The organism is Lentzea sp. NPDC058436 (assembly GCF_042721515.1).
Classification (GTDB): Bacteria; Actinomycetota; Actinomycetes; order Mycobacteriales; family Pseudonocardiaceae; genus Lentzea.
The window spans coordinates 225,979-252,419 of sequence record NZ_JBHXLF010000010.1 but is presented as its reverse complement, the minus strand read 5'-3'; the positions used below and the strand labels follow the sequence as shown (position 1 = coordinate 252,419).

General features: G+C 68.6%; 27 protein-coding genes and 2 tRNA genes. 10 read left to right on the top strand and 19 right to left on the bottom strand.

Annotated features, from left to right (window positions below; genetic code table 11):
* Positions 1-2: 2 nt before the first annotated feature.
* From ACFWN2_RS30650 to ACFWN2_RS30640, 3 genes are all read right to left on the bottom strand, one after another.
* Positions 3-827 (bottom strand): Scr1 family TA system antitoxin-like transcriptional regulator, encoded by an 825-nt coding sequence (locus tag ACFWN2_RS30650; RefSeq protein WP_382433262.1) that lies wholly within the window; start codon positions 825-827, stop codon positions 3-5.
* Between the two features lie 83 nt (positions 828-910).
* Entirely contained in the window at positions 911-1,552 is a 642-nt protein-coding gene (locus tag ACFWN2_RS30645; protein ID WP_382433260.1) for a putative glycolipid-binding domain-containing protein, read from the bottom strand.
* On the bottom strand, positions 1,553-1,723 hold the full coding sequence (locus ACFWN2_RS30640) for an antitoxin (RefSeq protein ID WP_319990235.1): 171 nt from the start codon (positions 1,721-1,723) through the stop codon (positions 1,553-1,555).
* Between the two features lie 187 nt (positions 1,724-1,910).
* Between ACFWN2_RS30640 and ACFWN2_RS30635 the strand changes: the two genes are divergently transcribed.
* A complete protein-coding gene (locus ACFWN2_RS30635) occupies positions 1,911-3,224 on the top strand; it encodes a BNR-4 repeat-containing protein (protein WP_382433257.1) in 1,314 nt (437 codons plus the stop codon).
* A 76-nt stretch (positions 3,225-3,300) separates the two neighbouring features.
* Here the strand turns inward: ACFWN2_RS30635 and ACFWN2_RS30630 are convergent, their stop codons facing one another.
* The gene (locus tag ACFWN2_RS30630; protein WP_382433255.1) at positions 3,301-4,521 is read right to left on the bottom strand and encodes a Cys-Gln thioester bond-forming surface protein; all 1,221 of its coding nucleotides are present in this window, start codon (positions 4,519-4,521) and stop codon (positions 3,301-3,303) included.
* Between the two features lie 322 nt (positions 4,522-4,843).
* Positions 4,844-6,049 (bottom strand): DNA cytosine methyltransferase, encoded by a 1,206-nt coding sequence (locus tag ACFWN2_RS30625; protein WP_382433253.1) that lies wholly within the window; start codon positions 6,047-6,049, stop codon positions 4,844-4,846.
* A 62-nt stretch (positions 6,050-6,111) separates the two neighbouring features.
* On the opposite strand from ACFWN2_RS30625, the gene ACFWN2_RS30620 reads away from it, so the two are divergent.
* Entirely contained in the window at positions 6,112-6,870 is a 759-nt protein-coding gene (locus ACFWN2_RS30620) for a hypothetical protein (RefSeq protein WP_382433251.1), read from the top strand.
* Between the two features lie 6 nt (positions 6,871-6,876).
* On the opposite strand, the gene ACFWN2_RS30615 is transcribed toward ACFWN2_RS30620, so the two are convergent.
* Positions 6,877-8,169 (bottom strand): hypothetical protein, encoded by a 1,293-nt coding sequence (locus tag ACFWN2_RS30615; protein ID WP_382433249.1) that lies wholly within the window; start codon positions 8,167-8,169, stop codon positions 6,877-6,879.
* Between ACFWN2_RS30615 and ACFWN2_RS30610 the strand changes: the two genes are divergently transcribed.
* Positions 8,149-8,289 (top strand): hypothetical protein, encoded by a 141-nt coding sequence (locus tag ACFWN2_RS30610; RefSeq protein WP_382433247.1) that lies wholly within the window; start codon positions 8,149-8,151, stop codon positions 8,287-8,289. The two genes, ACFWN2_RS30615 and ACFWN2_RS30610, sit on opposite strands and share 21 nt — an antisense overlap.
* Before the next feature lie 192 nt (positions 8,290-8,481).
* On the opposite strand, the gene ACFWN2_RS30605 is transcribed toward ACFWN2_RS30610, so the two are convergent.
* Positions 8,482-8,691, bottom strand: coding sequence for a hypothetical protein (locus ACFWN2_RS30605; RefSeq protein WP_382433245.1), 210 nt, complete (start codon positions 8,689-8,691; stop codon positions 8,482-8,484).
* Positions 8,692-8,757: 66 nt separating this feature from the next.
* On the opposite strand from ACFWN2_RS30605, the gene ACFWN2_RS30600 reads away from it, so the two are divergent.
* Positions 8,758-9,615 carry an NAD-dependent epimerase/dehydratase family protein gene (locus ACFWN2_RS30600; protein ID WP_382433243.1) on the top strand — a complete coding sequence of 286 codons (858 nt, stop codon included), beginning with the start codon at positions 8,758-8,760 and terminating at the stop codon, positions 9,613-9,615.
* Here ACFWN2_RS30600 and ACFWN2_RS30595 read toward each other — a convergent pair.
* Complete coding sequence (locus ACFWN2_RS30595; RefSeq protein WP_382433241.1) at positions 9,560-10,471, bottom strand: ribonuclease Z; 912 nt, start codon at positions 10,469-10,471, stop codon at positions 9,560-9,562. The genes ACFWN2_RS30600 and ACFWN2_RS30595 overlap by 56 nt on opposite strands.
* A 23-nt stretch (positions 10,472-10,494) precedes the next feature.
* Between ACFWN2_RS30595 and ACFWN2_RS30590 the strand changes: the two genes are divergently transcribed.
* On the top strand, positions 10,495-11,316 hold the full coding sequence (locus tag ACFWN2_RS30590; RefSeq protein ID WP_382433239.1) for a serine hydrolase domain-containing protein: 822 nt from the start codon (positions 10,495-10,497) through the stop codon (positions 11,314-11,316).
* Here ACFWN2_RS30590 and ACFWN2_RS30585 read toward each other — a convergent pair.
* Together ACFWN2_RS30585 and ACFWN2_RS30580 are read right to left on the bottom strand one after the other, a co-directional pair.
* Positions 11,300-11,626 carry a hypothetical protein gene (locus ACFWN2_RS30585; protein WP_143091403.1) on the bottom strand — a complete coding sequence of 109 codons (327 nt, stop codon included), beginning with the start codon at positions 11,624-11,626 and terminating at the stop codon, positions 11,300-11,302. The two genes, ACFWN2_RS30590 and ACFWN2_RS30585, sit on opposite strands and share 17 nt — an antisense overlap.
* Before the next feature lie 79 nt (positions 11,627-11,705).
* Positions 11,706-12,548: an SAM-dependent methyltransferase gene (locus ACFWN2_RS30580; protein WP_382433237.1), complete on the bottom strand. Its 843-nt coding sequence runs from the start codon at positions 12,546-12,548 to the stop codon at positions 11,706-11,708.
* A 275-nt stretch (positions 12,549-12,823) separates the two neighbouring features.
* On the opposite strand from ACFWN2_RS30580, the gene ACFWN2_RS30575 reads away from it, so the two are divergent.
* Positions 12,824-13,384, top strand: a complete 561-nt coding sequence (locus ACFWN2_RS30575) for an RDD family protein (RefSeq protein ID WP_382433236.1) — start codon at positions 12,824-12,826, stop codon at positions 13,382-13,384.
* 126 nt (positions 13,385-13,510) lie between these two features.
* Here the strand turns inward: ACFWN2_RS30575 and ACFWN2_RS30570 are convergent.
* The 7 genes from ACFWN2_RS30570 to ACFWN2_RS30540 all read right to left on the bottom strand — a co-directional run bounded on the left by ACFWN2_RS30570 (position 13,511) and on the right by ACFWN2_RS30540 (position 19,257).
* Positions 13,511-13,583 (bottom strand) — tRNA-Arg (locus tag ACFWN2_RS30570).
* Between the two features lie 42 nt (positions 13,584-13,625).
* Positions 13,626-13,715 (bottom strand) — tRNA-Ser (locus tag ACFWN2_RS30565).
* A gap of 155 nt (positions 13,716-13,870) precedes the next feature.
* Entirely contained in the window at positions 13,871-15,814 is a 1,944-nt protein-coding gene (locus tag ACFWN2_RS30560) for an acetoacetate--CoA ligase (RefSeq protein WP_382433234.1), read from the bottom strand.
* Between the two features lie 75 nt (positions 15,815-15,889).
* Positions 15,890-16,645 (bottom strand): ESX secretion-associated protein EspG, encoded by a 756-nt coding sequence (locus ACFWN2_RS30555; RefSeq protein ID WP_382433232.1) that lies wholly within the window; start codon positions 16,643-16,645, stop codon positions 15,890-15,892.
* Positions 16,642-17,946, bottom strand: a complete 1,305-nt coding sequence (locus ACFWN2_RS30550) for a hypothetical protein (RefSeq protein ID WP_382433230.1) — start codon at positions 17,944-17,946, stop codon at positions 16,642-16,644. Before ACFWN2_RS30550 ends, ACFWN2_RS30555 begins: the two co-directional genes overlap by 4 nt.
* The gene (locus ACFWN2_RS30545; RefSeq protein ID WP_382433228.1) at positions 17,943-18,416 is read right to left on the bottom strand and encodes a hypothetical protein; all 474 of its coding nucleotides are present in this window, start codon (positions 18,414-18,416) and stop codon (positions 17,943-17,945) included. Before ACFWN2_RS30545 ends, ACFWN2_RS30550 begins: the two co-directional genes overlap by 4 nt.
* A 199-nt stretch (positions 18,417-18,615) precedes the next feature.
* Positions 18,616-19,257 carry a dienelactone hydrolase family protein gene (locus ACFWN2_RS30540; protein WP_382433226.1) on the bottom strand — a complete coding sequence of 214 codons (642 nt, stop codon included), beginning with the start codon at positions 19,255-19,257 and terminating at the stop codon, positions 18,616-18,618.
* Between the two features lie 76 nt (positions 19,258-19,333).
* On the opposite strand from ACFWN2_RS30540, the gene hisC reads away from it, so the two are divergent.
* Positions 19,334-20,401, top strand: a complete 1,068-nt coding sequence (gene hisC, locus ACFWN2_RS30535; protein ID WP_382433224.1) for a histidinol-phosphate transaminase — start codon at positions 19,334-19,336, stop codon at positions 20,399-20,401.
* 3 nt (positions 20,402-20,404) lie between these two features.
* On the opposite strand, the gene ACFWN2_RS30530 is transcribed toward hisC, so the two are convergent.
* Both ACFWN2_RS30530 and ACFWN2_RS30525 read right to left on the bottom strand, forming a co-directional pair.
* On the bottom strand, positions 20,405-21,157 hold the full coding sequence (locus tag ACFWN2_RS30530) for a sulfite exporter TauE/SafE family protein (RefSeq protein ID WP_382433222.1): 753 nt from the start codon (positions 21,155-21,157) through the stop codon (positions 20,405-20,407).
* Positions 21,158-21,280: 123 nt separating this feature from the next.
* The gene (locus tag ACFWN2_RS30525; protein ID WP_382433220.1) at positions 21,281-24,463 is read right to left on the bottom strand and encodes a carboxypeptidase-like regulatory domain-containing protein; all 3,183 of its coding nucleotides are present in this window, start codon (positions 24,461-24,463) and stop codon (positions 21,281-21,283) included.
* A 241-nt stretch (positions 24,464-24,704) separates the two neighbouring features.
* Between ACFWN2_RS30525 and ACFWN2_RS30520 the strand changes: the two genes are divergently transcribed.
* From ACFWN2_RS30520 to ACFWN2_RS30510, 3 genes are all read left to right on the top strand, one after another.
* Entirely contained in the window at positions 24,705-25,124 is a 420-nt protein-coding gene (locus ACFWN2_RS30520; RefSeq protein ID WP_382433218.1) for a helix-turn-helix transcriptional regulator, read from the top strand.
* An 11-nt stretch (positions 25,125-25,135) separates the two neighbouring features.
* The gene (locus tag ACFWN2_RS30515; protein WP_382433216.1) at positions 25,136-25,537 is read left to right on the top strand and encodes a VOC family protein; all 402 of its coding nucleotides are present in this window, start codon (positions 25,136-25,138) and stop codon (positions 25,535-25,537) included.
* 160 nt (positions 25,538-25,697) lie between these two features.
* Complete coding sequence (locus tag ACFWN2_RS30510) at positions 25,698-26,405, top strand: methyltransferase domain-containing protein (RefSeq protein ID WP_382433214.1); 708 nt, start codon at positions 25,698-25,700, stop codon at positions 26,403-26,405.
* Positions 26,406-26,441 lie beyond the last annotated feature (36 nt).

The following is a 26,441-nucleotide window of genomic DNA, read 5'->3' as shown; positions in this document are numbered from 1 at the left end:
CCTCAGGACAAGATGTTGATGATCAGCTCCCTCGATTGTTCCTCATCCAAGGCCAGCCCATCGAGCGCCTCAACGACCTCGTCGTAGTAGGCGACACTGTCTTTGTCCTCCAGGAAGAGGCCGGTGCGCGCACCTTCCACGAAGATCACCGGGTTGAACTTCTCGTAGCTCAGCTGCACGAACGAGCCGCCGACGCCTGCATGCGCCCCCACCTCGCTCGGAAGGATGCGGATGGTGACGTACGGACGGACCATCATCGCGAGGATGTGGTGGAGCTGCTCCTTCATCACGTCTGCGCCGCCGACCGGAAGCCGCAATGCCTGCTCGTGGATGTAGAAGGCGAACTCTCTGCTCCGGTGGAAGATGGCTTGGCGCTCGATCTTCGTTCTGACGGTCTCTTCGACGTTGATCGGCATCGCGGACCGCTCGCTCACGGAGCGAACGTAGGCGGCGATCTGCAGCAGGCCGGGAATGAGCGTCAAAGACCAGGCGACGATCTTGTTGGCGAGCTGCTCCTGCCCCATCAGGGTGTGCAAGGGGCCGAGCACGCCACCTTCGTCGAACTGGAGGTAGGCCTTCTCTCGCGTCTCGCGGTACAGGGCGAGCAGGCGGCGGGCCTCGTCCGGCGGTGTCTGGCAGAGGCCCAGCAGCATCGCCAGCTCGACCTCTGTGACGCCGCCCTTCCCCTTGACCAGGTCGGAGACCTTGGCCTCTTCCCAGTCGAGCAGCTCGGCGATCCGCTGCTGCGTCATCCCGGTGGACTGGATGGCGTCGCGGACGCCATCACCGAACGAGCGGCCGACCACGCTCGAAAATCGTTTCGGCATGGTCGGAAGCTAGAACCACGGAGCCCACCGCTTCCATCGTTGCGAGGCGACTCGCCACGAAGGAAGTACTTCTTGGAGCCGCTCTAAATCCGCTTCGAGATCAGCGGGTACTCGACGACCAGGCCGTTGGCGTCGACCTTGATGTTCTGGTCGAAGCCGCCGCTCTTGAACCGCACCACGGAGACGTCGTCGCCGACGGACACGGTCTTGTAGGTCTGGGTGACGGCGCGAACCGACAGATCAGGCAGCGACACCCGGACCACGGGCAGCGCGTGCTCGGACGGTTCGCGGTGCAGGCCCAGGCGCCGGATCGGGATGGCGTTGAACAGCACTGCGAACTGGACGTCGACGTCCAACGCGCCGTTGAACGTCTCGCGCTTGCTGCCCTGGCCGTGGTCCACGAGCCAGGCGCCGTCCTCGGTGCGCGACAGCGAGCACTGGCGCTCTTCGAGCACGGTGGCCGTGCGCAGGAGAAGTCGGGTCACCTGGCCGCTTTCGCCGACGGAGACCTCGAAGGAGGCGTTGAACTGCTCCTTCGGGCCGGCGGCCACCAGACGACCCGACGCGCGGAGGCGCTGGTCGTTGGACAGCAGCAGGCGGACCTGTTCGAGTCTCGGCTCGTGCAGGCCCTGCCAGGTGATCATGTCGGGTTTGCGGGCAGAAGGAGAGCGGGTCTCCCCACCGGAGGTGACCCGCCCCGCGTCAGTGGCGTTGAAGGAGTTCACTCATCCACCTGGAAGGATGTCCTTGATCTTCTCGGCAACCGAGTCGACCTGGTCTTCGTGACCGAACTTGCCTGCGACGAAGTCCGCCGCGGCGTCGATGCCCTGGTCGACCTTCTCGTGGTTCTGCTCAGCGAGGTCGAGGGCCTTGTTCTTGATCTCGTCGAAGTTCATGTGCTGCTCCTTCACTCCTGACGCAGGGTACCCGAGCAGGCCCCGCGTGTTGATAGCCGCGATCACGCTAACTGCGCCTGGACAAGTCGGCTCGGCGACAACCAAGATGTCGCTACCGCCGCCTGGTCGGCCGCCGTCGCGGTCAGAACCAGGAGGATGCTCGATGGCACGGCTCCTGCATGGAGTTATGTCCGCTGTACTGCTGTTACCGCTCGTCGCGGTCCCCTCGGCCAACGCCACGGCCGACGTTCAGGGGCACGCGAAGTTCACGGTGACGACCACGGCGCAAAGCGTCGCGGCCCGCAGTGACCGGCGTCCGGTCGCCGGAGGGGTCTACGACGAGAAAGTCGGTAAGACTTTCATCTCGTGGGCCGGTCAGTACGAGGACAGCTACGTCCAGTCGCACGACCACCGCAAGTCCACCTGGTCCAGTCCCAACCGGATCGCGGACGGCGCCTCGGACGCGCACAACTACCCGACGATGGTCCAGGCCAAGGACGGGCACCTGCTCGTCTTCCGCGGCATGCACAACATCGAGCTGCGGATGTCCCGTTCGCCCCAGCCACACTCGGCCGACGGGGTCTGGGAAGAGACGCTGATCTCGAAGAACGCGGCCACGTACCCGATGCCGTTCGTCACGCGTGACGGCACGATCTACGTCTTCTACCGCGAGACGACCCGCGACCTCGACGGCACCACGCCCACGGACACGCGTCCGATGCTCTACGTGGTGTCCAAGGACAACGGCAGGACGTGGAAGACCTCCACGGAACTGACCGGGGACCGGTTCGCGATCGGGTCGACGTCCCGCGCGGACAACATGAACGAGATCTACATCGGCCAGCTCCGCCAGGAGGACAACGGCCGCGTGCGGATCGTCTACACGCTCGCGGGCGGTGGTCCCGAGGGCAACAAGCACGACCGGTACCACCGCAACATCTACTACACGTGGTTCGACCCGCAGAACCGGCACTTCTACTCGGCGGCCGGCAAGGACCTGGGCACCCAGATCGACGACGCCGACCAGGAGAAGCACCTGAAGGTCGCGGAGACCCCGCTGACCCTGCCGAACAACGTCAAGTCGCCCGACTACATCCAGCAGGTCGGCACGACGTTGGGCCAGCCGTTCCTGTTGTGGTTCATGGGGGACGAGGCCGGCGGCCCGCTGCGCAACTACCTGTCCACGTGGAACGGTCGCAAGTGGGAGACCAAGGAGGTCGCACGGGGCCTGCGCACCCGTGAGGTCGAGCCGGTCGACCTGCTGACGTGGCGCGTGTACGCGACCGAGGACGGCAAGCCGAACGTGAACACGTACCTGGTGCGGCTGGGCCGTTTCTGGTCGCAGGAGACCGTGATCCCGACGGCAAAGCCGGTGCAGCGCGTCGAGGTCGTGGAGAACTTCCGCGACCCGGCCCGCGCGATCTTCTCCGGTGCGTCGTCCGACCGGGACGTCGCGGTGGCCGACGGGGACATCTACGTGGCGGGCTTCAGCCGCCGGTAAACCGTTCCAGCACAGGCAAACGCCCCCTGCTCCGGCGCGGAACCAGGGGGCGTTCGTCTAGGTGGCTACCTCAGGATCAGGCGCCGGCCTTCTTGCGACGGACCACGAACAGCGCACCCGCACCGGCGCCGACGAGGACCAGACCGCCGAGCAGCGGCCACATGATCGAGGCACCGGTCGAGGCCAGGTTGTCCTCGCCGCCACCCGGAGCCGGGTTGGCCGGGGTGGTCGAGGTGGCCGGAGTCGTGGTCTCCGGGGTCGTGGTGGCCGGAGCCGTCGTGGTGGTCGTGGTCGGCTGGGTCGGGGTGGCGCCGACCTTCCAGTTGGCCTTGGCCTCCTTCTCGACCTTGACCTTCTGCGGCTGCGCGACGACGAGCGACTGCGCGACACCGTCGTCGCCGCCCGACTTCTTGTCACCGGCGACGAAGAGGCGACCCTCCGACAGCGTGGCCTCGGCGGAGAGCTTGAAGGTGGCCTCGCCGTCCTTCGCGTCCTTCGGGACGTTCACGAAGAACTCGGAGATCTTGTCACCCGTGCCCTGAACGGCGAGGTTGTCGCCCTTCTTCTGCACCGCGAGCGGGTTGCCCTGCGCGTCGGTGATGGTGACGCCCTCGGGGAGGTTCGCGGTCAGCTTGACCTCGGAGGCCGTGGTCGTGACCTTGAACGGGCCGATCTTGTCGCCGGACTTGCCGGACTGCGACTCGGGCTCGATCACGAGGGTCGGCTTCGGCTCGGCCTCGGGCTGGGCTTCGGCGAGGAAGCGCTTGTAGAGCTCGACCATCTCGCCGTCGTTCTGCTTGGTGTCAGCGAGCTCGGCGCCGTCCGAGAAGTGCCAGATCGCGGCCTGGGTGGCCCCGATGATGTCCTTCTTGTCCAGGTTCTTGATCTTGAAGGCGTCCTTGACCGCGTCCACCGACAGGGTCGGGTAGGAGCGCTTCAGGATCCAGAGCACCTTGCCCGAGTTCTCCTTGAACTTGGTGTTCGGGTTCGGGTGCTTGTCCCACGGCACCTCCTTGAGGACGTCGCCCTTCTTCAGGGGAGTCGGCAGCTCGACGCAGTACGCGTTGACCTTGGCGCTGCCGTTCTTGTCATCGTCGATCTTGAGCTTGATGACCGAGGTGTCCTGCTTGACCGGCTCCTGCTTGTCCTTGGCCGGCTTGAGGAACACGTTGTGGCCGGGTTCCGACTCGTCCGTGATCGGCGTGATCTTCACGTCGGCGTGGGCCGGCAGGGTCGAGAAGGTAAGGGCGGCGACTGCACCGAGCAGCGCGGCGCCGATCCTGAACCGGGAAGCCATGGGTCTCCTCTTGCTCACTGAAGTTAGCCCGAACGCGGCGGGAAGTCAGTGCTTCGTCGGGACGGTCGGCACGTCGCATCGACACTGAACCGACAGGAAGCGAGCGGGACGCTATCCGATGGGGTGACACACGTATGAGTGAGGTAAGGGCCCCATCACCCACTATGCGTGATCAGCACAAACACACTCAGTGTGTCCACAGTGGATAGGGTCGCGATGCATTCGATTTGTCAGGTGACGTTAAATTCGTTGCCGAACAGTTATCAATAGCGGCGTACCGCTACGGATGACCGGCGGGTGCGGTTCAAAGATCTTGGGAGACCTAGGCCACCATTTCGGCGACTTCCACCGGACGAATGTCGCCAGGACGCAGCGAGGTGCCCCGCAGGCACATCTCCTTGGCTTCAGGACGGCGGCCGGTGAGAATCCACCGGGTCAGCCCGGCCAACTGGTACGCGATGAGGGGCGGAACGGCGTCACCCACATGGCGGTAAGCGTTCCCGAGAATCGACACGTCGAAGCGGAACTGGCGCGGAAACCCTTGCAGGAGCGCCATCTCGCGGACCGTGCAGAGCCGGTGCTGGACGGGGTGGGCATATCGCCCGTTGCCGACGTGCCCGCATTCGCGCTTGATGGTCCTGGCCGGTTCGTCCCACCACATGCGGCCGTAGACATCGGGGTGCGAACCCCAGTTCTGCTGTTCGACGATCTTGCGTTGTGCAGGATTCAACAACTCCGCGGTCGCCGGTGAGCGGAGCAGATCAGCCCACGATCCGCCATTCGCCGGAATCGCCCGCATTCTTTCGAGACTGCGGTCCTGGGAAAAGGTCGGCGACACGTGAATGGGGTCTTCCTCGTCGGCGACGCCGGCCTCCACCACGGGGAGCTTGCCGATCGCGCGCCGGACCGTGACCGCGGACGGGCGGATGACCCGGCCCTCCCACAGGTCGTCCAGCGTGAGCAGCGGCAGGCCACCGTCCACCGCGACCATCAGCGTCCGCTCGCGCAGCTGCGGCAGCCCGAACTTGGAGAGCATGTGCGTGCCGCCCCAGACGGAGTACCCGATTCGGGTGAGCTCCTCGGCGAGGCTGTCGAAGTGGTGGCGCTGCTTGCCCTTGACGAGCTCGCGGGCGTTCTCCATCAGCACGACCTTGGGGCGCAGCTCCTCCGCGTACACCGCGATCCGGCCGACCAGCGAGTTCCGCGGGTCGTCGCGCAGGTGGTTCTGCGAGGTGATGCGGCTGAAGCCCGAGCACGGCGGGCACGCCAGCAGCACGTCCAGTTCACCGCGCTTGAGGCCCCAGACCTCGCGCAACGCCGACGGCGAGACCCTGCCGAGGTCGACCTCCAGCGGGTCGACGCCGATGTTCACGCGGTAGGTGTCGTTGCAGCGCAACGAACCGAGCTTCGAGCTGGGCTTCCCGATCTGCGCGTCGGCGGCACCGACCACCCGGAAGTCGCGGTGGGCGTGGAAGCCGAAGCTCATGCCGCCCGCACCCGAGAAGATGTCGGCCACCGAGAAGGACACGGCGAGATCGTACGGGCGAGGCTCCGAAGCCCTTTCCGTGACATCCCGTACCTTTCCCGCCTATGGAGCTGCCGCGCGCCTGGCAACGGCCTGACCCGTTGCGCGGGCTCGACAGGATTTCCTGGGCCGAGGTCTACGACGGCCGGGGCGGCGCCGGTCGCGTGCCCCGCCTGCTGCGCTCCCTGATGGACCCCGACGAGAACGAGCGCCAGAACGCGCTCTCACAGCTCGCTGAGCGGCTCCTGACCGACGACACGGTGTCCGAGGCCTCGTTCTGCGCCGTGCCGTTCCTCGTGGAGCTGGGGGCGTCCTACAAGGTCGCCGGAGACGTGCGGGACCGGGTGATCTTCCTGCTGGCCGCCATGGCGTTGGCGGGCAAGGGGTTCACGGAGGACGGACGGCGCACGCACCGCCGGTGGAACGCCCTCGGCCGCGAACTGCCCCGCACGGCTCCGGACTGGCTGACGCAGACGCGGCACGCCGTCGCCCAGGGCGCGCCGAAGATCTTCGAGGCGCTGGCGTCCGAACGGGTCGCGTGCCTCGTGGCGCTGGCCTGCGCGGTGCCGGACAAGCTGCCGTCGTTCGTGCACGGCCTGATGACCGACATGATCGACCTGCCGGGCGAGGAGATGCTCGCGGACGCGGCCGAGATCGCCGTGGCGCTGATGAAGGACTCGCCGGAGCTGCTGGGCGTGGACGTGCCCAAGGTGCTCGGCGAAGGGCTGGTGCGGCCCGCGCACCAGCCCCGTGAGGTCACCGCCGCCCTGATGGGCTACCGGTTCGCCCTCATCTCCGCGTACGGCGACGAGGGCGCCTGGTAACGCCTCTCAGGCCGTGACGGCCTCTTCGAAGGACTCCTCGACCGGAACGCCGTCCTCGACCGCGATGGCGGGTTCCAGGGCGCCGAGGCCCGTCCCCCACTCCTGGTCCGCCAGCGCGAACGCGGCGACCGTCAGCGCGGCCACCGGTGCGCCCACGGGCATGTTCTCGCGGTGCAGGTCGAGGTCGAGCCTGCCGCCGATCGGCGACGGGCTCAGGCGCAGCGTGGCGTGCGCGGGCTCCTCGGGGTGCGCGAGGCGGCAGGCCCAGCCGGTGAAGATCACACGGCGTTCGTCCACTTCGGTCGGCTGCACGGCACGCACGTTGGCGCCCACGGCACCGGCGCGGTGGTTGTCCGCCGCCTGCAGGACGAGCTCCTCGAACTCCATCGACGAGATGCCCAGGTCCCAGCCGGCCACGAGGGCGACCTGGACCAGCGCGAGCGGCAGCGTCGGGACGGCGTCCTCGAAGCACACCATCGCGCCGCCGTAGCGGGTGTTGATCTCGGTCGGCAGGAAGCCGTCCTCGGTCGCGATGCCGTCCAGCGTGAACGTGCCGCGGTAGTCGACGGTCTCGCGCAGGTGCTCGCCGACGCGGCGGGCCAGGTTGCGCATCTCGTCGCGGATCCACACGGGCGGGTCGTAGAACGACGCGCAGCCCGCGTAGAGGAACTTGGCCTGACCCTGGCGGCGCGGCACGACCATCTCGATCGGGCGCAGCACGGCGGTGCCGTCCGGGAAGACGATGCCGTGCACGCTCACCGGGATGCCCTCCAGGAACGGCATCACGCGCACCTGGTCGCACTTGGGCGCGAGCACGTCGAAGGCTTCCTTGGCCTCCTCGTACGACCGCACGCGGCGCACGAAGTTCGCGCCGCCGTTGATCGCGGGGCCGTCACCGGACCAGACGACGCCGGCGCCGCGGTCCAGGATCTCCGAGGCGCCCCAGAGGCGTTCGAAGTCGAGGTCGAACACCATCGCGGGCGCGCGGCGAGCCGACAGCTCGTCCCAGAGCGCGTCGATGGTGGTCTTGTTCTCCAGCTCGACCCAGTCGTGCTGCCGGGCGTTGAGCACCGGACGGCCCTGGAAGTCGCTGATCTCGTTGTACGGCGTGCTGATCACGACCGCTTCGCGCTGCGCGTCGAAGTCGCGCAGGATCGCCCTGACCTCGGAGTTCGGCTTGGTCAGCAGCTTGCCCAGGCGGCGCTGCTCGACGGCGACGAAGCCGCCCTTGATGCCCAGCGACACCCAGGTGGCGATCTCCGAATCATGCAGCGGCGCGTGATCGTCGGTATCGAGCACGAGCGTATGGCGGGCACCGAGCGTATGGAGCTCATGCGCGCGCTTCGCCAGACGCGTACCACCGGCCAGAACTACCAGCCGGTCACCGAACAACCTGCCGAGGCGCTCGTTGAGCGCTGAGAGGACATGATTCATCGCCGAAAACTCGCTTAAGAGAAGCGGAGGACGTGACCGGCGAGTGCCGGGTGACGCGTAGCGTAGAGCCACCCGGTATGTGTGTCGAAGCACGGTCCGGCAACGGCCGGATGAATCTTGCGACGGGCCTGTCGGCTCAAGCCTCGCAGCAAGTGGATCAGTCGAAGAAGTGGCTGCTCAGAGCGAGCGCGCCGCGTCCCTGAGGACCTGGTCGACGCGGTTGAGGAAACTGCGCTTCGGGTTGATCGACGGCAGCGGCGCCGTGATCTCGGCCGGCTGCGGCGCGGGTGCGGCACCCACGATGTCGGCCACGTTGCGCAGGAACTCCTGCCGCTTGAACTCGTGCACGGCGTGGTCGTGCAGGAGCCCGGCGATGCTTGTGTGCACAGCGCGATGGGGATAACTCACTTCTGGGTTATCGGCGGAGTCCGCGTCAACCTTTAGGGTCAACTTGTGCGAGTTCTGGTGACCGGCGCCACTGGGTATGTCGGCAGTGCCGTGGTGCGTGAGCTGCGGGTTCACGGTCATGAACCGGTTCCGTCCCTTCAGCGGCTCTCGGAGCCGTTCGAGTTGCCGGACGTGGACGCCGTCATCCACCTGGCCGCCGTCGCCCGCGTCCGCGAGTCGTTCCTCGACCCGGTCTCGTACTACGAGACGAACGTCAGCGGAACATTGAACATCCTCAAAGCCCTTAAAGGCCAACGATTCCTGCTCGCTTCGACTGGAACGGTGTACCGGCCTTCGGACGCTCCGCTGACCGAGGACTCGGTGCGGGAGCCGTCCTCCCCGTACTCCGCCTCCAAGGCCGCCGCGGAGGACCTCGTGGCGTGGGCCGCGCGGTCAGGACAGGTCGGGGCGACCACTCTCCGTTTGTTCAACGTCGCTGGAGGTGGTGACATGGACACCACTCGGGTGATCACGCGGGCGGTGGCGTGCGCCGCCGGGACCCTGCCCGGGATGGAGGTCTACGGCGACGGTGGAGCCGTGCGCGACTTCGTGCACGTGCGGGACGTCGCCGCGGCCTTCGTCGTGGCTCTGGAGGCCTGCGAGGTGGGCACGTCGTCGGTCTACAACGTCGGCTGCACGCCCGCCTCGGTGCGGGACGTGCTGGACACCGTGTCGTTGATCACGGGACGGGCCGTGGACGTGAGCTGGAAGCCCGCCGTCCCCGGTGAGATCCGGTCCCTGCGGGCCGACGCGTCACGCCTGCGGGCGCTGGGCTGGGAGCCCCGCCGCTCGGCGCTGGAAGAGATCGTCAGGGACCAGTGGAGCGCTTCGGCACCGGTACCCGGTCGAGGTCCTTCGCGATGACGATCTCGCCGTCGAACTCGGCGGCGGCCTCGGCGTGGAACTCCGCCGGGTCCTCGTAGCGCTGCGAGAAGTGCGTGAGGACGAGCTTGCGGACGCGGCAGTCCTGCGCGACGCGGGCGGCCTGCTGGGCGGTGAGGTGGCCGTGGTCGCCGGCGAGCTTGGTGTCGCGGGCGAGGTAGGTCGACTCGATCACGAGCATGTCGGCGTTGTCGGCGAGCTCGAAGACGTTGTCGCAGAGCCGGGTGTCCATGACGAACGCGAACCGCTGACCCTTGCGGGGTTCGCTGACGTCCGCGAGCCTGACGCCGTCGAGCTCGCCCTGCTGCTGCAGCGTGCGGACCTGCGGGCCCTGGATGCCGTGCTCCTTGAGCTTCTCGGGGAGCATGCGGTGGCCGTCCGGTTCGACCAGGCGGTAGCCGAAGCTGTCGATGCCGTGGTCGAGGCGGTAGGCCTCCAGCACGCCGAACCTGCCGTTCGCGATCTCGCCGTCGTCCTCGACAGGCACCTCCTTGACGTCCGCGGCGTCGTAGAACGCGCTGGCGTACCGGAGGCGTTCGAAGAAGTGGGCGCCCGAGCGCGGGTAGTGGGCGTGGACGGTGTGCGGGACCCGGTCCAGGGACAGTCGCTGGACGATGCCGGGGACGCCCAGGCAGTGGTCGCCGTGGAAGTGGGTGATGCAGATCCGGGTGATGTCGCTCGCAGCGGCACCCGATCGCAGGAGCTGCCGCTGGCTGCCGTCACCGGGGTCGAACAGGAAGCCCTCGCCGTCCCACCTGAGCAGATAGCCGTTGTGGTTGCGCTGGCGGGTCGGGACCTGGCTGGCCGTTCCCAGGACGATCAGTTCCCGGACTGTCACCCCCTGACGTTAACGTGCGTCCTATGCGGAGCGTGGAAGCAGCGGCGTCGTGGCCTGTCGAGAACGTGGCGGTCGCGGTCGTCGCGGATGGTGCCGTCGTGGGCTCGTCGGGCGATCAGCAGCGGGTGTTCCCGCTCGCGTCGGTGACGAAGCTGCTGACGTCGTACGCGGTACTCGTGGCCGTCGAGGAGGGCGCGGTCGAGTGGGACCAGCCCGCGGGCCCGGAGGGTTCGACGGTGCGGCACCTGATCGCGCACACCGCCGGATACGCGTTCGACAAGCCGGAGATCCAGGCCGCTCCTGGCACGCGCCGGATCTACTCGAACGCCGGATTCGACGTGCTGGCGTCTTTTGTCGGCGAGGCGTGCGAGATGCCGTTCGCCACTTATCTGCACGAGGCCGTTTTCGCGCCGCTGGGGATGAATTCTTCTGCTCTGGTCGGCTCGGCGGGCGCCGGAGCCGAGTCCAGTGCCGCTGACCTGGCGTTGTTCGCTCTGGAACTGCTGTCCCCGAAGCTCGTCTCGGTCGAACTGGTGCGCGAGGCGACGTCGGTCGTTTTTCCGGGACTGAACGGCGTGCTGCCCGGTTACGGCATGCAGAAGCCGAACGACTGGGGCCTCGGCTTCGAAATCCGCGACTCGAAGTCACCACACTGGACCGGCGATTCCCATTCACCGCGGACTTTCGGCCACTTCGGCCAGTCCGGCACGTTCCTGTGGGTCGACCCGGAGATCTCGGCGGCCTGCGTGGCGCTGACGGACCTGCGTTTCGGGCCGTGGGCGGTCGAGGCGTGGACGCCGTTCTCCGACGGCGTCCGCGCGGAACTGGTCAGTCGGCGAGCCTGAGCGCGAGCTGGCGGAGGATCTCCTGCACGTCGGCGTCCTCGTAGTCGTTCTCGTACGCCTGCGCGACGCCGTGGAAGGCGTAGAGCAGCCCCGCGGTGAACCAGCCGAACTGCGACAGCACCTGGTCCATCGCCTGCTTGAGGGCCTGGGCGCCGGCCTCGTTCAGCTCGCCGTCGACCTTGACCTCGTAGCTGAACACGCCCTCCTGCAACGACTTGAGCGCCATGCGCAGGTAGTCGTTGGATCCGGCGCCGTCGTAGCTGAGCGTCAGGACGCCGAGCGCCCGCTGCATGATCTCCCGCTGCTCCACGCCGTCACTCTGCCCGGAGATCAGGCGTGCGTCACCTTCCGACACCCCCTCGGCCGAGGCCGAGGGGGCCGGCCGTTCGTCAGCCGGGCTTGCGCGCGACCCACCGCGCGACCGAGAACACCCCGGCGGCACGGGCCGCGTCGAGCACGCGCTTGCCGTCGTGGATGACACCCTCCTGCTCGCCGGCGTACTCGCCCCAGCCCTGACCGTCGTCCGGCGGCGTGCTGCCCCAGCACTCGACGTCCGGGTAGAGGTCCTCGGAGGCCTCGACGACGAACCCGCAGGCCGACATCATGTCGCGGTACTCGTCCAGCGTGCCGAGCCGCGGGATGGAGATGACCTCCTGCACCGGCTCGATGAACGGCGCGATCTGCTCTTCGGACCGGTAGTCGCCGAACGGCCGCCGGATCCAGTCGACGCCGACCAGTGCGGCACCGGGCTTGAGGATGCGGAACGCCGCGGCGAAGAAGGCCGCCTTGTCCGGCAGGTGGCAGACCGATTCGAAGAAGCTGACCATGTCCAGCGACCCGTCGGGCCACGCGACCAGCGACTTGTAGTCCTCGTCGCCGACCGTCAGGAACGCCGCCCGGTCTGCGAGGCCCTGCTCGGCCGCATACGCGCGCGCCTGGGCGGAGAGCCACTCGTTGTTGGAGATGCCGACGACGTTCGCACCGGCGATCTCCGCCATGTAGACGGCCGTGCCGCCGACCCCGCTGCCGAAGTCGAGCCCGGTCCCGCCGGGCCGCAACCCGGCCGCGTCGACCTGCCTGCGCGCCAACGCCTTCGCCGCGTCCTCGGGCGACAGGCCTGCCTGTTCGGCCGCCAGGTCCCCGTGGTGCCAGAACTGCCCCATGAGCGCGTGGTAGGCGGGCCCTGCGTGGTTGTAGTACTCGCGGACCTGTTGCTCGACGGAGGTGTTCACCAAATCCGGCCTTTCGTGTTGAGCTCGCGGTCGCTCGTCGGAAGGCCAGCGAGAACTCGTCGGCCACACCGAAGTCGACCAGCACCGGCGGGGCTCAACGTAGTAGCCGGTTCAACCAGTTGTCCACGAATCCGAGCGGACCTTCCAGCCGCTGGAAGGTCTGTGGGGAGGCCACCGTCAACCCGAGCCGCGGTCGGTCGATCGACCCACATCGCCGGGAGGCACCTGTCCACTAGGTTCGGATCTTCCCGTTCTACTGCAGCAGGAGCGCATCGATGACCGTCGCCGGCACCGGCCGACCGACCCGTTTGGACATCGCCAGGCACCACGTCGAGCAGGCGTTCGGACCGACGATCGCGAAAAGACTCGACACGTTCGACGACGGGACCCTCTACATCGGGCCCGGTGGGTGGACGCGGCTGCTGGCCTGGTTCGCGGACTTCCTCGTCCACGTCCTCTTCGCGGGTGCCGCTTTCGTCGCGTTCGCGGTCGCCACCCGCTCCAGCCCGATCTCCGACAGCGCGGCGGCACTGACGGTGCTCGGTCTGCTGATCGGCACGCCGCTCGTCTACGGCCTGTTCTTCGGCAACGGCCGCGGGGTCGGGGCGGCGCTCACCGGGACCCGCCTCGTCCGCGTCAAGAACGGCGGCCGCCTCGGCGCCTCGGCCTGCTGGGCGATGCTCGTGCGCACCGTGCTGTTCCCCCTGCTGCTCCTCGCGTTCGTGACCGGCGGGACCGCCGAGGGTTCGCTCAGCAGGATCAGCATCGACGACGACGCCACCCGACGGCTGCACGAAGCGGGCTTGCGGCACCGCGACTCGATCCGGCTGTACTGAGGCCGGCGATCATCGACGTGAAGTGACCCTGGACGCATTCCAGGGTCACTTCCGAATCCACACCGGAATGACCGGTGCACGACAAAGGCCCCAGCGGGACCGAAGTCCGGCTGGGGCCTTGTGCAGTGCGCTCGGCAGGATTCGAACCTGCAACCTTCTGATCCGTAGTCAGATGCTCTATCCGTTGAGCTACGAGCGCGAGCTATTCAATTGTAACCGATCCTCAAGAGGCTCGGCCTTGCGGAGGCTCCGGGATTTGAACCCGGGATGGGGGGTTACCCCAAACCGCATTAGCAGTGCGGCGCCATAGACCAGACTAGGCGAAGCCTCCCGGGACCATCCTTGGCCACGGGACATAGGTTACACAGGTCCTCAACCGAGTTGCAAAACGCCCCCCTCCAACACCAGAACGCGCTGGTCAGAGCACGTTCCGAGGGTCGGAGAGGAGCGTAAAACGCCTGGTCGGCGTGAACCGAGTGACCTAGATCATTCCGAGGCGAGTTCCAGGAACGGTTGGAGAGACTCGGGATTGCGGAGCGCGCCCCTGCTGACGGCGCGGTCCGGGTCCATGCCGGCGAGGATCTTCTTGACCGGCACCTCGCACTTCTTGCCGTTGAGCGTGCGGGGGATCTCGGTGACTGCCACGAATCGGTTCGGCACGTGACGCGGGGACAGGGAAGCGCGCAATTCCTTGCGCAACAACGGTTCCACGTCGGGCAACGAGACGCCGTCCAGGACGACGAAGCAGAGCAGTTCGCCCTCGGAGACGCCCGAGGTGTCGATCACCAGGGAGTCGACGACGCCGTCGATCGACTCGACCACGCGGTAGAACTCCGAGGTGCCCATGCGGACGCCGCCCCGGTTCAGGGTCGAGTCGGAGCGACCGTAGATCACCGCCGAGCCTCGCGGGGTGATGCGGATCCAGTCGCCGTGGCGCCAGATTCCGGGATATGTGTCGAAGTACGCGTCGCGCAGCCGTGAGCCGTCGGCGTCGCCCCAGAAGAAGACCGGCATGGACGGCATCGGCTTCGTGATCACCAGCTCGCCGACGGAGTCCTCCAGGGCGTTGCCGGCGTCGTCGTAGGCGTGGACCGCCGCGCCCAGCGCCCGGCAGGAGAGCTCGCCCAGCCAGACCGGGCGGTCGGGGGACGCCGCCACAAACGCCGTGCAGAGGTCGGTGCCGCCGGAGACCGAGGCGATCTGGACGTCCTTGCCCACGGCGGAGGCGATCCAGCGGAAGCCCTCCGGGGTGAGGGGTGCGCCGGTCGAGCCGACGACGCGCAGGCCCGTCAGGTCGTAGGTCGCCGACGGGTCGATGCCTTCCTTCAGGCACGACTGGACGTACGGGGCCGAGGTGCCGAAGTAGGTCACGCGGTGCTGTTCGGCCAGGTGCCACAACGCGTTCAGCGACGGGTAGGCGGGGCTGCCGTCGAACAGGACGATCGTGGTGCCGACGAGCAGACCGCCCACCAGGTAGTTCCACATCATCCAGCCGGTGGTGGTGAACCAGAAGAAGCGGTCGCCGGGACCGAGGTCGCCGTGCAGGCCGAGCATCTTGAGGTGTTCCAGGACGATGCCGCCGTGGCCCTGCACGATGCCCTTGGGCAGGCCGGTGGTGCCGGACGAGTAGAGCACCCAGAGCGGGTGGTCGAACGGCACGGGCGTGAACTCCAGCGCGGCGCCCTCGTTGGACGCGATCAGCTCGGAGAACGACAGGGTGTCCGGCAGGGAAGCCCCGTTGTCCAGGTAGTCGATCAGGACCGTGGCGCGCAGGCCCGGCAGCTGCGCGCGGATCTCCTCGACCACCGGGCGGGTGTCGAAGGACCGTCCGTTGTAGACGTAGCCGGCGACCGCGACGAACACCGCGGGCTCGATCTGGGTGAAGCGGTCGGCCACGGCGCGGGCACCGAAGTCCGGGGAGCAGGACGACCAGGTGGCGCCCAGGGACGCGGCCGCCAGGAAGGCGATGAGGGCCTCGGGGGCGTTCGGGACGAGTGCCACCACCCGGTCGCCCTGGGAGACGCCCAGAGAGGCCAATGCGGCCCGGAAAGCGGCCACGCGCGCACGCAGGGCACCGAACGTCAAAGAAGAAGCGACCCCGTCTTCACGATGGAAGATCACGGCGAGGTCGTCGTCGGCACCGCGGCGCAGCGCGTGCTCGGCGTAGTTCAGCGTCGCGCCGGGGAACCACTCGGCGCCCGGCATCTCCGCGGAGCCCAGCACCCGCATCGGCTCGGTGTGGAACCGGACGTCGAAGTACGCGGCTATGGCGCCCCAGAACGCCTCAAGATCGGAGACGGACCACTCCCACAGCGACTCGTAGTCCGCGAAGTCGTGGCCGCGGTCGGCGAGCCACGCCCGGAACTCGGTCATCCCGTTGTCCCTCGTGGGGTCCGGGCGCCACAGCAGTTCGACGTCGGTGTCGGTCATGCCCCATGTCTAACCCAGGCACAACGGAACGTCCATGTGTGATTGACGGACTTGCGGTAGCCCGCCGGTGTGGTTCTAACCTGCCGTGATCAGCTCGTCGACCGCCGTGGTGAGGCGTGCGGCGTCGGCGGGGGCGAGCACGAGCCAGCCGTCCTGCCTGCGCAGGAGGTAGCGGCCCTCGCGGGTGTCGAGCCACGAGACCGAACGGCCGGTCGGGCGGGGCACGCCGTCGCGGTTGCGGGCGGTCAGGCCCAGTTCGCCGCCGCCGATGCGGGACGTGACGATGCGCATCAGGTTGTGCGCCTCCGGCTCGCGGATGCCGGCGTCGCGCAGGACGTCCAGGAACGCCTGCTTGCCGTCCTGCTCCCCCGCGCGACCGGCGCGGACGTAGTCGTCCCAGCGCACGTTCACGGAACGGCCGGCGCCCGGCGCGAGGCCTGGCAACGATGACACCGTGGCCGAGGCCAGCGACGTCGGGTGGAACGGGTAGAGGTGCACCTCGCCGTTCACGCGGGCGGCAAAGGCACCGCCCCAGCCGGCGCAGGCGATGCCGCGGGCCAGTTCGGCGCCCTTGAAGTACGCGATCTCCAACGCGCGGTCGAACTCGCCCAGGCCGCTGACCAGGGCACGGAGGTCCGGGTCAGGGCGCTGGATCGTGCCCAGGCGGCGAGCCTGCAACGACCGCGAGCTGGTTTCGGCGAGGCGCTGCCGCGCCGCCCGGGTGGCCCCGACGTGGGGCGTTCCGAGCGGCACGACGCGGTCCTCGCCGTGCACGGCTTGCCACAGCAGGAAGAACTCCTGCGAGCTCACCGTGAACTGGCGCTGTGTCACTGACCGATCACCGGCGGGGCCGCCTTGCGGTCCAGGCCGAAGACGTTGTCGTCCTCTTCCAGGTAGCTCGCCGTCTTGTGTTCCTTCGAGTCGTTCTGGCCACCGGCACCCGCGGGGGCACCGGCCATCGGCGCGCCACCCATCGCGAGCGGGTTCTGGAACGCCTTGGTCGTGTTGCCGGGCACGGCCGAGGCCGCCGCGGCACCACCGGCGCCACCACCGCGCGCACCGTCGTTCACGCCGGCGAGGTTGCCACCGGTCGCACCACCGGCACCGCCACCGCCGCCACCGGAACCGCCCTGGTTGCCGGAGCCGAACGGACGGGCCATGCCACCGCCGAAGCCGCCGAACCCTCCGGCGCCACCGCGACCACCGCCGCCTCCGCCACCGCCGAAACGCGAGGAGGCGTTCGTGGTGCCGCGGTTCTGGTTCTGCGTGCCGCTGGTCGCGACGGGAGCACCACCAGCGCCACCCGCGCCACCGTCAGGTGAGCCGCCGGGGTGCGCGCGGTTGGTGAGGTCGGTGCCGGTCGGCGTCGGGTTGATCGGGTTGACCGGAGGCGTGAACTGCTGGGGCACGGTCTGGTCGACCGCGGCCGAGTTCTTCTGGAACGTCGCCATCACGTCCGCCGCGAGGCGGTGCGAGGCGTCGTTGGCCGCGAGGGCGTCGACGGGACTCGTGCCGATGGTCTCGAAGCCGGCGAAGTCGGTCTGGGCCTGCTGCGCGAGCAGGCGCTCGTTCTGCAGGGCGCCGAACCCGTCGACCTGCGTGAGCCGGTCCTGCAGCAGTGCCCTGTTCGCCAGCGAGGCGTCCGTGGGCACGGGCGGCGGGGGAGCCTGGGGAGGCGGCGGCATCGCGGCACGCGCGGCCTCGACGTTGCTGGTCTCCGTGGTGATCGCGGCCGACACCTTGACGGCGTAGTTCGCCGTGTCGTCGACCCAGTTGGTGACCTCGGTCAGGCCGTCGCGCGCGAGCCGGGCCGACTCGCTGTCCCACCCGACGGACGAGTCCTCGACGGCCTTGAGCAGGTTCGTGCGCACGCCGGCGATGTCCTCGCCGATCTTCTGCCAGTTCGTGGCGGCGGCCTGGGCACCGGCGAGGTTCACGCCCGTGTGCACCATGTTGTAGAGCTGCTCGTGCGTGTACGTCATCCAGTCGACCGGCTCGTGCAGGTCGTTGCGGTCGTACCCGCCGTCCCTGTCGCCGCCGTGGCCCTTGTCGTCGTGGCCCTTGTCGTCGCGGCCACGGTCGTCGTGACCGCGGTTGTCGTTGCCCTTGTTCCCGTGCGATCCGTGGCTCACCACGACCCCCCGGCGCTCTTCATCGACCGTTCGGCTTCTTCGTCGGCATCGCGGATGGTGTCGCGGTTGCGGCTCAGTGCGTTGCTGATGTCGTCGAGGACCTTGAAGAGGTCGAGCAGCGCCTTCGCGGCACCGGAGTCCTCACCGACGGCCAGGTCGGAGAACCGCGCGCTGATCGCCTTGGCGACCGGGTTCTCGCCCAGTTGCAGCGGTGTCGCCAGCTGGTCGGTCGCGCGCTTCCACAGGTCCATGACCTGGTCGCGCGCGGCGTCGACCGCCTTGATCAACGCGTCCGCGGCGTCGACGTCGAGCGTCAGCTTGCCGCTGTCGGCTGCCTGGTCGAGTTTGGCTGCGGCGTTGCTCGCCACCGCCTTGTCCTCCAGCATCTGCGCCTGGAGAACGGGTTTCACCGCCGCCAGCTGTTCAGCCGTGATCGGCGCGGTGACCGACGTGGTTACGTCGGGAGTCACCGGCGGTGTGTCCGCGCCAGTAGTCGTGCCACCAGTCGTACCTGTCCCAGTGCCTTCTGCCATCCGTCACAACCCCCTGCACTGCATAACTCGTCACCGCAGCACTGGGCGTTACTCGCAGCTACACCCAGTCAGCCGTCCGAAGCACTCCTTAGATGTACCCAACCGACGGTTCGGTTCCAATCCGCCGGAAAGACCCTTACCTCATGTGAGCGTCGAACCAGTTCAACGCACGAACCCATGCTTCGTCACTCGAAACGTTGAAACGCACCAGATCTGACGCGGTTTCGGAGCTGATCACAGCATCACGAAGCTTGCTCACTTCTTCCGAGTCCTCGTCGCTGAAGATTCCGAGCCACGGGCACGACAGGTCGGCGGCCACGTCCACCAGCGCGGGGAGGCCGTCCGAGAGCGGTTCGAGGATGCCGGGCGCCTGCACGGTGACGGCGGCGCCGATCGTGCGGCTGGCGGCGACCACCATGGCGACGGTGCCGCCGATGTCGAAGCCGACGACGCCCATGCGGTCGGCGCTCACGCCCTGCTGGCCGAGCCAGACGAACGCGACGTCGGTGTCCGCGAGCAGCCGGTCGCCGTTGAGCTTGCTGACCTGGTCGCGGATGTCGTCGCCGTGCACCCGGTCGGCGTCGTACAGGTGCGGTGCGATTGTGAGCCAGCCCTCGTCGGCGAGGCTGCTGACCAGCGTGCGCACACCCTGGGTGACGCCGCGTGCCTCGTGCAGCACAACGAGACCGCCCCGAACAGCGGAGTCGGGTTCGGCGATCGTCACCCGCAGCTCACGGCCGTCGGTGAGGGAGAGCGTCTCGATGCGGGGTGTGGTCATGTTTCCCACCCTTCCACGACGGGGTGAACTCCAGTCAACGTGACCAATCGGACGGAGCAATGCGAGGATCGGGCACATGAGCGTGCGAACCCGTGCTGACCTGGCGTCCCTGCCGTCCTACGTGCCTGGCAGGAGCATCCCCGGCGCCATCAAGCTCGCGAGCAACGAGGTGTCCGCCGGACCGCTGCCGAGCGTCGTCCAGGCGATCGCCGAAGCGGCCACCGGCATCAACAGGTACCCCGACTCGGGCTCCGTCGAACTCACGAACCGGCTGTCGGACAAGCTCGGCGTTCCCGCCGACCACCTGGCCATCGGCTGCGGTTCGGTGATGCTGTGCCAGCAGCTCGTCCAGGCGACCTGCGGCGAGAACGACGAGGTGCTGTTCGCGTGGAGGTCCTTCGAGGCCTACCCGATCGTCACGCACGTGTCCGGCGCACGGCAGATCCGCGTGCCGCTGAACTCGGAGCACACCCACGACCTGGACGCGATGCTCGCGGCGATCACGCCGAACACGCGGATGGTCTTCGTCTGCAACCCGAACAACCCGACCGGCACCGCGCTGCGCACCGAGGAGATCGAGGCGTTCATCGCCGCCGTGCCCCGCAACGTGCTCGTGGTCCTCGACGAGGCCTACAAGGAGTTCGTGGACGACGCCCACGTGCCGGACGGCGTCGAGCTCGCGAAGCAGCAGTGGGCGGCCGGCCACGACAACGTCGCCGTGCTGCGGACGTTCTCCAAGGCGTACGGCCTCGCGGGGCTGCGGGTCGGTTACGCGGTCGCGCCGCCGGTCGTCGCCGACGTGCTGCGCAAGGTCTACGTGCCGTTCTCGGTGAACGCGCTGGCGCAGGTCGCCGCGATGGCGTCGCTGGACGCCGAGGACGAGCTGATGGTCCGCTGCCGCGCGATCGTCGCGGAACGCACGCGCGTGCGCGGCGAGCTGCTCGCCATGGGCTACGACGTGCCGGAGACGCAGGCGAACTTCGTGTGGCTGACGCTGGGCGCGCGCACGGCCGAGTTCAACGCGCACTGCCTGGAGCACAAGGTCGTCGTGCGCGCGTTCGTGGAGGAGGGCGCCCGCGTGACCATCGGTGAGCCGGACGAGAACGACGCCTTCCTGGCCGCCGCCCGCGCGTTCGCGCTCTGAGAACTACTTCATGAGCAGCTGAACGATCGCCGCGACTCCCACCACCACGATGACGCCGCGCAACACGGCGGGTGGGAGTTTGCGGCCGATCTTGGCGCCGATCTGGCCGCCGACCACGGACCCGACGGCGAGCAGCAGCACGACCAGCCACGCCACGTCGGCGATGAAGATGAACAGCACTCCCGCGACGAGGTTCACGAACGCGGTGAGGACGTTCTTCAGCGCGTTCATCCGCTGCAGGTGCTCGCTGACGAGGACGCCCATGATCCCCATGACCAGCACGCCCTGCGCGGCGCCGAAGTAGCCGCCGTAGACGCCCGCGGCGAAGACGCCGAACCACAGCAGCACGCCACCATCGTTGTCATCGTTGCGCCGGTGGGAGAGCTTGCGGTTGAGCCACGGCTGGATCACCACGAGCACCAGCGCGATCACGATCAGCACCGGCACGATCGCCGTGAACGCCTTGTCCGGCAACGTGACCAGCAGGATCGCGCCGATGACGCCACCGAGGATCGACGCGGGCAACAGCCGCTTGATCCGGCCGGACTGGCCCTTGAGCTCCTCGCGGTACCCCCACGCGCCGGACAGCGAGCCGGGCACGAGACCGAGGCTGTTGGACACGTTCGCGACCACGGGCGGATAACCGACAGCGAGCAACACGGGGAACGTCACGAGCGTGCCGCTGCCGACGACGGTGTTGATGCCGCCTGCGAACACACCCGCGATGACCACCGCGATTGCTTCCCAGACCGTCATGTCACCCCCAGATACCCGATGGTTCGCGACGCTAACACTCCGTTCGGACCAGGGTGGTGTGGCGCTCATGACAACAGGCCCGGCACTCAGCGCGAGTGCCGGGCCTGCAGGTCGAACGGGGTGTTACGCGACCTTGCGCCTCATCGCCGCGCCCGCCATCACGAGCAGCGAGCCGAAGAGCACGAGGCCGAGCACGCCCACGCCGGTGCTCGCCAGCGCGTCGGGGTTCCTGACCGCGAGCGCCGGGCTCGTGCCGATCTGCGAACCGCCGCCGATCCCGCCGGCACCACCGGGGGTGACGATGGTCGGGTCGGCGACCTCGGGACCGGCCTCCAGCCAGATGTACGACGGGTAGTCGCGACCGCGGACGTTGCCGAAGGGCTCGCCCTCACCGAGGTCGATGACCTTCCAGGGGCCCACGACGAGCGGCACGTACGTGCCGACGGGCAGGTCGGGGAAGGTCCACGCGCCCTCGGCGTTCGTCGTGGTGCTCACGACCGGCTTGCGGGTGTGCGGGTCGAGCAGCACGAGCTTGACGTTCGGCACCTTCTCCGGCGCCATCCAGTCGCCCTTGACCACGAAGCCGGTGAACGTCTGCGTCGCGCCGGGCACCTTGCTCTGCGCGGTGGCCCACGGGTTGCCCGAGCCGTTCTGCGGCCCGAACGAGCAACCGATCGTGACGTAGCCGTAGTCCGGCGACGCCTCGGGCAGCGGGGTGCTCACCGTGGCGGTGAGCGTCTGGCCCGCCGCGATCAGCACGCCTGCGGCCGTCCTGGCCAGCTGGCCCCACTCCGCGCCGTCGTTGCCGAGGTAGGGACCGTAGCCGCCGCTGCTGCACTCCGCCCTGACCTGCAACGGCTTGGTGGTGCCGTTCTTGATCGACACGGTGACGCCGACGGAGTCGCCCGCCGCGTACTCCGGCTTGTCGAACGAGACCGACGCCTTCAGCTCGTCCGACAGCGGCCGGACCAGCCGCACCTGCGCGGTGCCCTCGTCGCCGGGGTTCACCACAGCGGTGCGGTGTTCCTCGGGGGTCTCGTCGATCCAGCCGGACTCCTGGTCGTACTGGCTCGACGCCCAGTACGTGCCCGCGGGCACGTCGGTGAAGCGGACGCGTCCGGAAGCGTCGGTCCTGCCGCTCTTCCGCGTGAACGGCTTGCCGCCGCCGACGCCGACCTCGCGGTCCGCGATCTCCTCGCCCGCGTCCAGCTGCCCGTTCAGGTTGCGGTCGCCGAACACGACGACCGAGACCGAACCGGTGCCCCACGTGACGTCCGCGCGCGCCTCGGCCTTGTTGTTGGCGTTGTCCGGGTCACCGGTGTACGTGCCGACCTGGGCGATGTAGCTGGTCTTGCTCAGCTTCACGGGGTCGTCCCCGCCGTCCTTGAGCCGGCCGGTGAAGGTGGCCTGCTTGCTCTCACCGGGGTAGAGCGTGATCTGCGGGTCCAGGAACCTGCGCAGCTCCTGGTAGTCGAAGTACGGCTCCTGCTCGTTGTACGGGCCGCCCTGCCAGTTGCCGCGTGCCGGTTCGACGCCGGTGCCGATGTTCTCGACCTTGAGCGTCATGCGCACCAGGTCGGAGAGGTCGTAGGTGGCCTTGTCGAACGAGACGGACACCTTCAGGTCCGGTGCGAAGACCGTGGGGTCCTTCACCGCGGGCCCCTGGACCACGGTGAGCTCGGCGACGACCTCCTGCTCCGCGACGACGTCGACGAGCCGGTGCGAGCTGCCGTCCTCCAGCTTGTAAGCGCCGATGACCTGCAGCGCGACCTTGCCCTGCGGCAGGTTCTCGATCTTCCACGCGCCGGACCAGTCGCTCGTCGCGAACCCGAGGACCCGGCTGGTGCCGGGGGTGGTCGCGACGACCTTGACCGAGCTGAGGCCGGTGCCGCTCGCGCGGACGTGGCCGGACACGGCGCCGCGGATGCCGGCGACGTCGGCACCGACGGTGAGGCCGGGGTTGCCGGTGCCGCCGCTGTTGCGGCCGTCGACGCTGAACGCGCAGGCGAAGTAGACCTTGCCGGTCGGGTAGTCGACGTCGGGCACGGTGTCGGTGACCGTGACGGTCCGCGTCTCCCCCGCGCCGAGCGTGATGCCGCCGCGGTCGGGCCGCAGGTCTCCCCAGCCGTCGCCGGTGCCGTCGAGCGTCGCCGGGTCGTTCTCCGGGTCGCAGACGGCGACGAGGCCGGTGATCGGCGCCGTGCCGTTGTTGCGCAGCGTGACGTTCACCGAGATCGGGTCGCCCTTGGCGTACCGGGACTTGTCGAACGAGTGGCCGGCGATCCACAGCGACCGCGAGAGCGTCGGCACGGCCTGCAGCGCGACCTGGGTGGTCTCGCCCGCCTTCACGGTGATGAACTGGCCGGGCTTGACCGTCAGGTCCATGCTGCCGGGCACGTACCCGGTCCACTGCACCTGGTAGGTGCCGGCCGGGATGTCGCGGACCGTGAACTGGCCGCCGTTGTACGTCTGGGCGGAGCTGGGGTACGGAGAGGTGCCGACCAGCTTGAGCTGCTGCCAGTCGATGCCCTCACCGGGACTCACGGCACCGTTGCCGTCGCGGTCCTCGAAGAGGACGCCGTTGATCGTGCCGCCGTTGCTGACGATCTTCGTCTCGGCGCGCGACTGGTTGTCGTTCGGCGTCTTGTCGGTCGCGCCCTCCGCCCAGGTGCGCAGGGTGAGCCCCGCGGTCTGCACGCCCCACTGGGCCGCGGCGCCGAGCTTGATCACCTTCTGCTCGCCGGGAGCCAGGCTCGGGCGCGAGATGAGGTCGTCGACGCCGGTGGTCAGGTTCAGCTGGTAGACCTCGCTGGCGAACCGGACCTGGTTCGCGGTGGCGTCACCCTCGTTGCGCACGGTGACCGTGATGCCCAGCGGCTCGCCCAGGGCGTACTCGGCGCGGTCGAACTTCACGGAGAGCTTGAGGTCCGGCGCGGTCTGCTGCTGCGTCGCCTGCCGCTGCTCCTCGGGCTTCGGTGCCTCGCTGGGCTGCGCGGGCGGCGTGCTCGACGTGCTCGGGACCGACGGCTGCGGGTTCTCCTGCGGAGGCGTCGAGGTCGACGGCGGAGCAGGGTCGGTCGACGTCGACCGCGGAACCGAGGGCTCGCTCGACGCGGGCGGCTGCGGCTCGCTCGGCGTCGACGGCGGCGTCACCGTCTCCGTGGTGGTCGGGCTGGTGCTCGGGCTGGTGCTCGGCGGGTCCTCCTGGGCGAGCGCGCCCGTGGTGGCGCCACCGAACGCCACCAGGGCGGCGGTGGTGAGGGCCGCGAATCGGAGCAGGCCCCTTCTGGCTGGTCTGTCGGACATCAGTTCCCCCGGGTCATGTGCGGCTTGGACGCCCACGAGGTCTGGTGACGTCCGCGTCGCCGCGCCGAAAAACGCGCGCGGCACGGCAAGCCGCTCCACCGGAAAACAGATCCCCCGAGCCCCCAAGATGATGTCTGCCGACGTCAGAGCCCCCGCACGCGTCCACAAGACGACCGGAAAGTACCTCAGGACCACGTGCGGACGGAAGAGGCGAAACGGTCACAGGTGGGATGCTGTGCCCGTGACGCCCGAGGACCTCGCGCACCTGCGCCGGGCACGTGACCTGATGGACCGCGAGTACGCGCGGCCGTTGGACGTGCCCGCGATGGCCCGTGCCGCGCTCATGTCGCCGTCGCACTTCGCCCGGCAGTTCCGCGCGGCGTACGGCGAGACCCCGTACGGCTACCTGATGACCCGGCGGATCGAGCGGGCCAAAGCGTTGCTGCGTCTGGGGAAGCTGTCGGTGACCGAGGTGTGCGTCGAGGTCGGCTGCACGTCGCTCGGCTCGTTCTCGACGCGGTTCACCGAACTGGTCGGCGAGACGCCGTCGGCCTACCGGGCACGGGCCCACGACGCGCTGGCCGTGGTGCCGGGATGCCAGTTGAAGGGCCTCACGCGACCGAGCAGGTTTCGAGAAGCGACGCGTTCGCGGCGTACCTAGGGTTTCGTGTCATGAAGCTCTCGCACACGTTCCTCTTCGTCCACGACCAGGACGCCGCGCTGAAGTTCTACCGCGACGTCATCGGCCTCGAAGTCCGCACGGACCAGACCATCGAGAACGACTACCGCTGGCTCACGGTCGGCCCGGCGGACCAGCCCGGCGTCGAGATCGGCCTGGCCCGCGTCGGCCCGCCCGTGCCGCCGACCGACTTCGAGGTGCTGGAGGCGTTGCTGGCCAAGGGATCGCTGCAGGGCCTGATCTTCGTGGTCGAGGACGTGGACGCGAAGTTCGAGCAGGTGCGCGCGGCCGGCGGTGAGGTGTTGCAGGAGCCGGTCGACCAGTACTACGGCGTGCGCGACTGCGCGTTCCGCGACCCGTCCGGCAACTCGATCCGCTTCTCCTCGCAGCGCTAAATCACTTCCCGGTTCCGCGTCCGACGTGGTTCAGTGATGCCTTCACAGGCGTAACTCTCAGACAAGGTCGATGCCATGGGCAGCCCCGGACACACCGGGTGCCTCCGCAGTACCCGGTGACTCTCGCGTTCTGTCTCTCGCGATCACCAGGAGTTCCACCTTGTCTTGGTACACCTCGTTCTTCACCGATCTCGCCAACGGGTTCTGGCGTGGTGCGGTCCAGCCCTCGCAGACCTCGGCCGAGATCGACTTCGTCACCGGCCTCGGCGCCGGGCCGCGCGTGCTGGACGTCCCGTGCGGCAGCGGCAGGCACAGCATCGAGCTCGCCCGCCGCGGCTACTCGGTCACCGGCATCGACATCTCCGAGGAAGCCATCGCGCACGCCCGTGCGCTGGCTCCCTCTCTCGACTGGCGGCAGGGCGACCTGGCGTCACTGGGCTCGTTCGGTCTGACGGCCGATCTGGCTCTGTGCATGGGAAACAGCTTCGGCTACCTCGACCACGCGGGTTCGCTGCGGTTCCTGCGCGATCTGGCCGAGGCGGCACCGGTCCTGGTCGTCGACTACGGCTGCACGGCCGAGTCGATCCTGCCCTCGTTGCCGGGTGAGATCCGGATGTCCGCGGGTGGCGTCGACATGGTCGCCGTGAACTCGTACGACGTCGCCTCGGCCCGGCTGCTGATCGACTTCACCTTCTCCGACGGTGAACGGACGCAGCGGTCGACGTGCGTGCAGCACGTCTACACGGCCGGCGAGCTGACCCGGATGCTGCACGGCGCCGGGTTCTCGTCGGTGGAGTTGTTCGGCGACACCGACGGCAGCCCGTTCGAGATCGGCGGCCACCGGTTGCTGGCGGTGGCACACCGCTGATCGTCTGGACCTCGGCCCAGGTGGTAGCGCTCTCAC

Bases quoted from the DNA above. Each gene is read 5' to 3' on its own strand.
- ACFWN2_RS30650 (WP_382433262.1), bottom strand. From the start codon at position 827: ATGCCGAAACGATTTTCGAGCGTGGTCGGCCGCTCGTTCGGTGATGGC.
- ACFWN2_RS30640 (WP_319990235.1), bottom strand. From the start codon at position 1,723: ATGAACTTCGACGAGATCAAGAACAAGGCCCTCGACCTCGCTGAGCAG.
- ACFWN2_RS30635 (WP_382433257.1), top strand. From the start codon at position 1,911: ATGTCCGCTGTACTGCTGTTACCGCTCGTCGCGGTCCCCTCGGCCAAC.
- ACFWN2_RS30630 (WP_382433255.1), bottom strand. From the start codon at position 4,521: ATGGCTTCCCGGTTCAGGATCGGCGCCGCGCTGCTCGGTGCAGTCGCC.
- ACFWN2_RS30620 (WP_382433251.1), top strand. From the start codon at position 6,112: ATGGAGCTGCCGCGCGCCTGGCAACGGCCTGACCCGTTGCGCGGGCTC.
- ACFWN2_RS30590 (WP_382433239.1), top strand. From the start codon at position 10,495: ATGCGGAGCGTGGAAGCAGCGGCGTCGTGGCCTGTCGAGAACGTGGCG.
- ACFWN2_RS30575 (WP_382433236.1), top strand. From the start codon at position 12,824: ATGACCGTCGCCGGCACCGGCCGACCGACCCGTTTGGACATCGCCAGG.
- ACFWN2_RS30560 (WP_382433234.1), bottom strand. From the start codon at position 15,814: ATGACCGACACCGACGTCGAACTGCTGTGGCGCCCGGACCCCACGAGG.
- ACFWN2_RS30540 (WP_382433226.1), bottom strand. From the start codon at position 19,257: ATGACCACACCCCGCATCGAGACGCTCTCCCTCACCGACGGCCGTGAG.
- hisC (WP_382433224.1), top strand. From the start codon at position 19,334: ATGAGCGTGCGAACCCGTGCTGACCTGGCGTCCCTGCCGTCCTACGTG.
- ACFWN2_RS30530 (WP_382433222.1), bottom strand. From the start codon at position 21,157: ATGACGGTCTGGGAAGCAATCGCGGTGGTCATCGCGGGTGTGTTCGCA.
- ACFWN2_RS30525 (WP_382433220.1), bottom strand. From the start codon at position 24,463: ATGTCCGACAGACCAGCCAGAAGGGGCCTGCTCCGATTCGCGGCCCTC.
- ACFWN2_RS30515 (WP_382433216.1), top strand. From the start codon at position 25,136: ATGAAGCTCTCGCACACGTTCCTCTTCGTCCACGACCAGGACGCCGCG.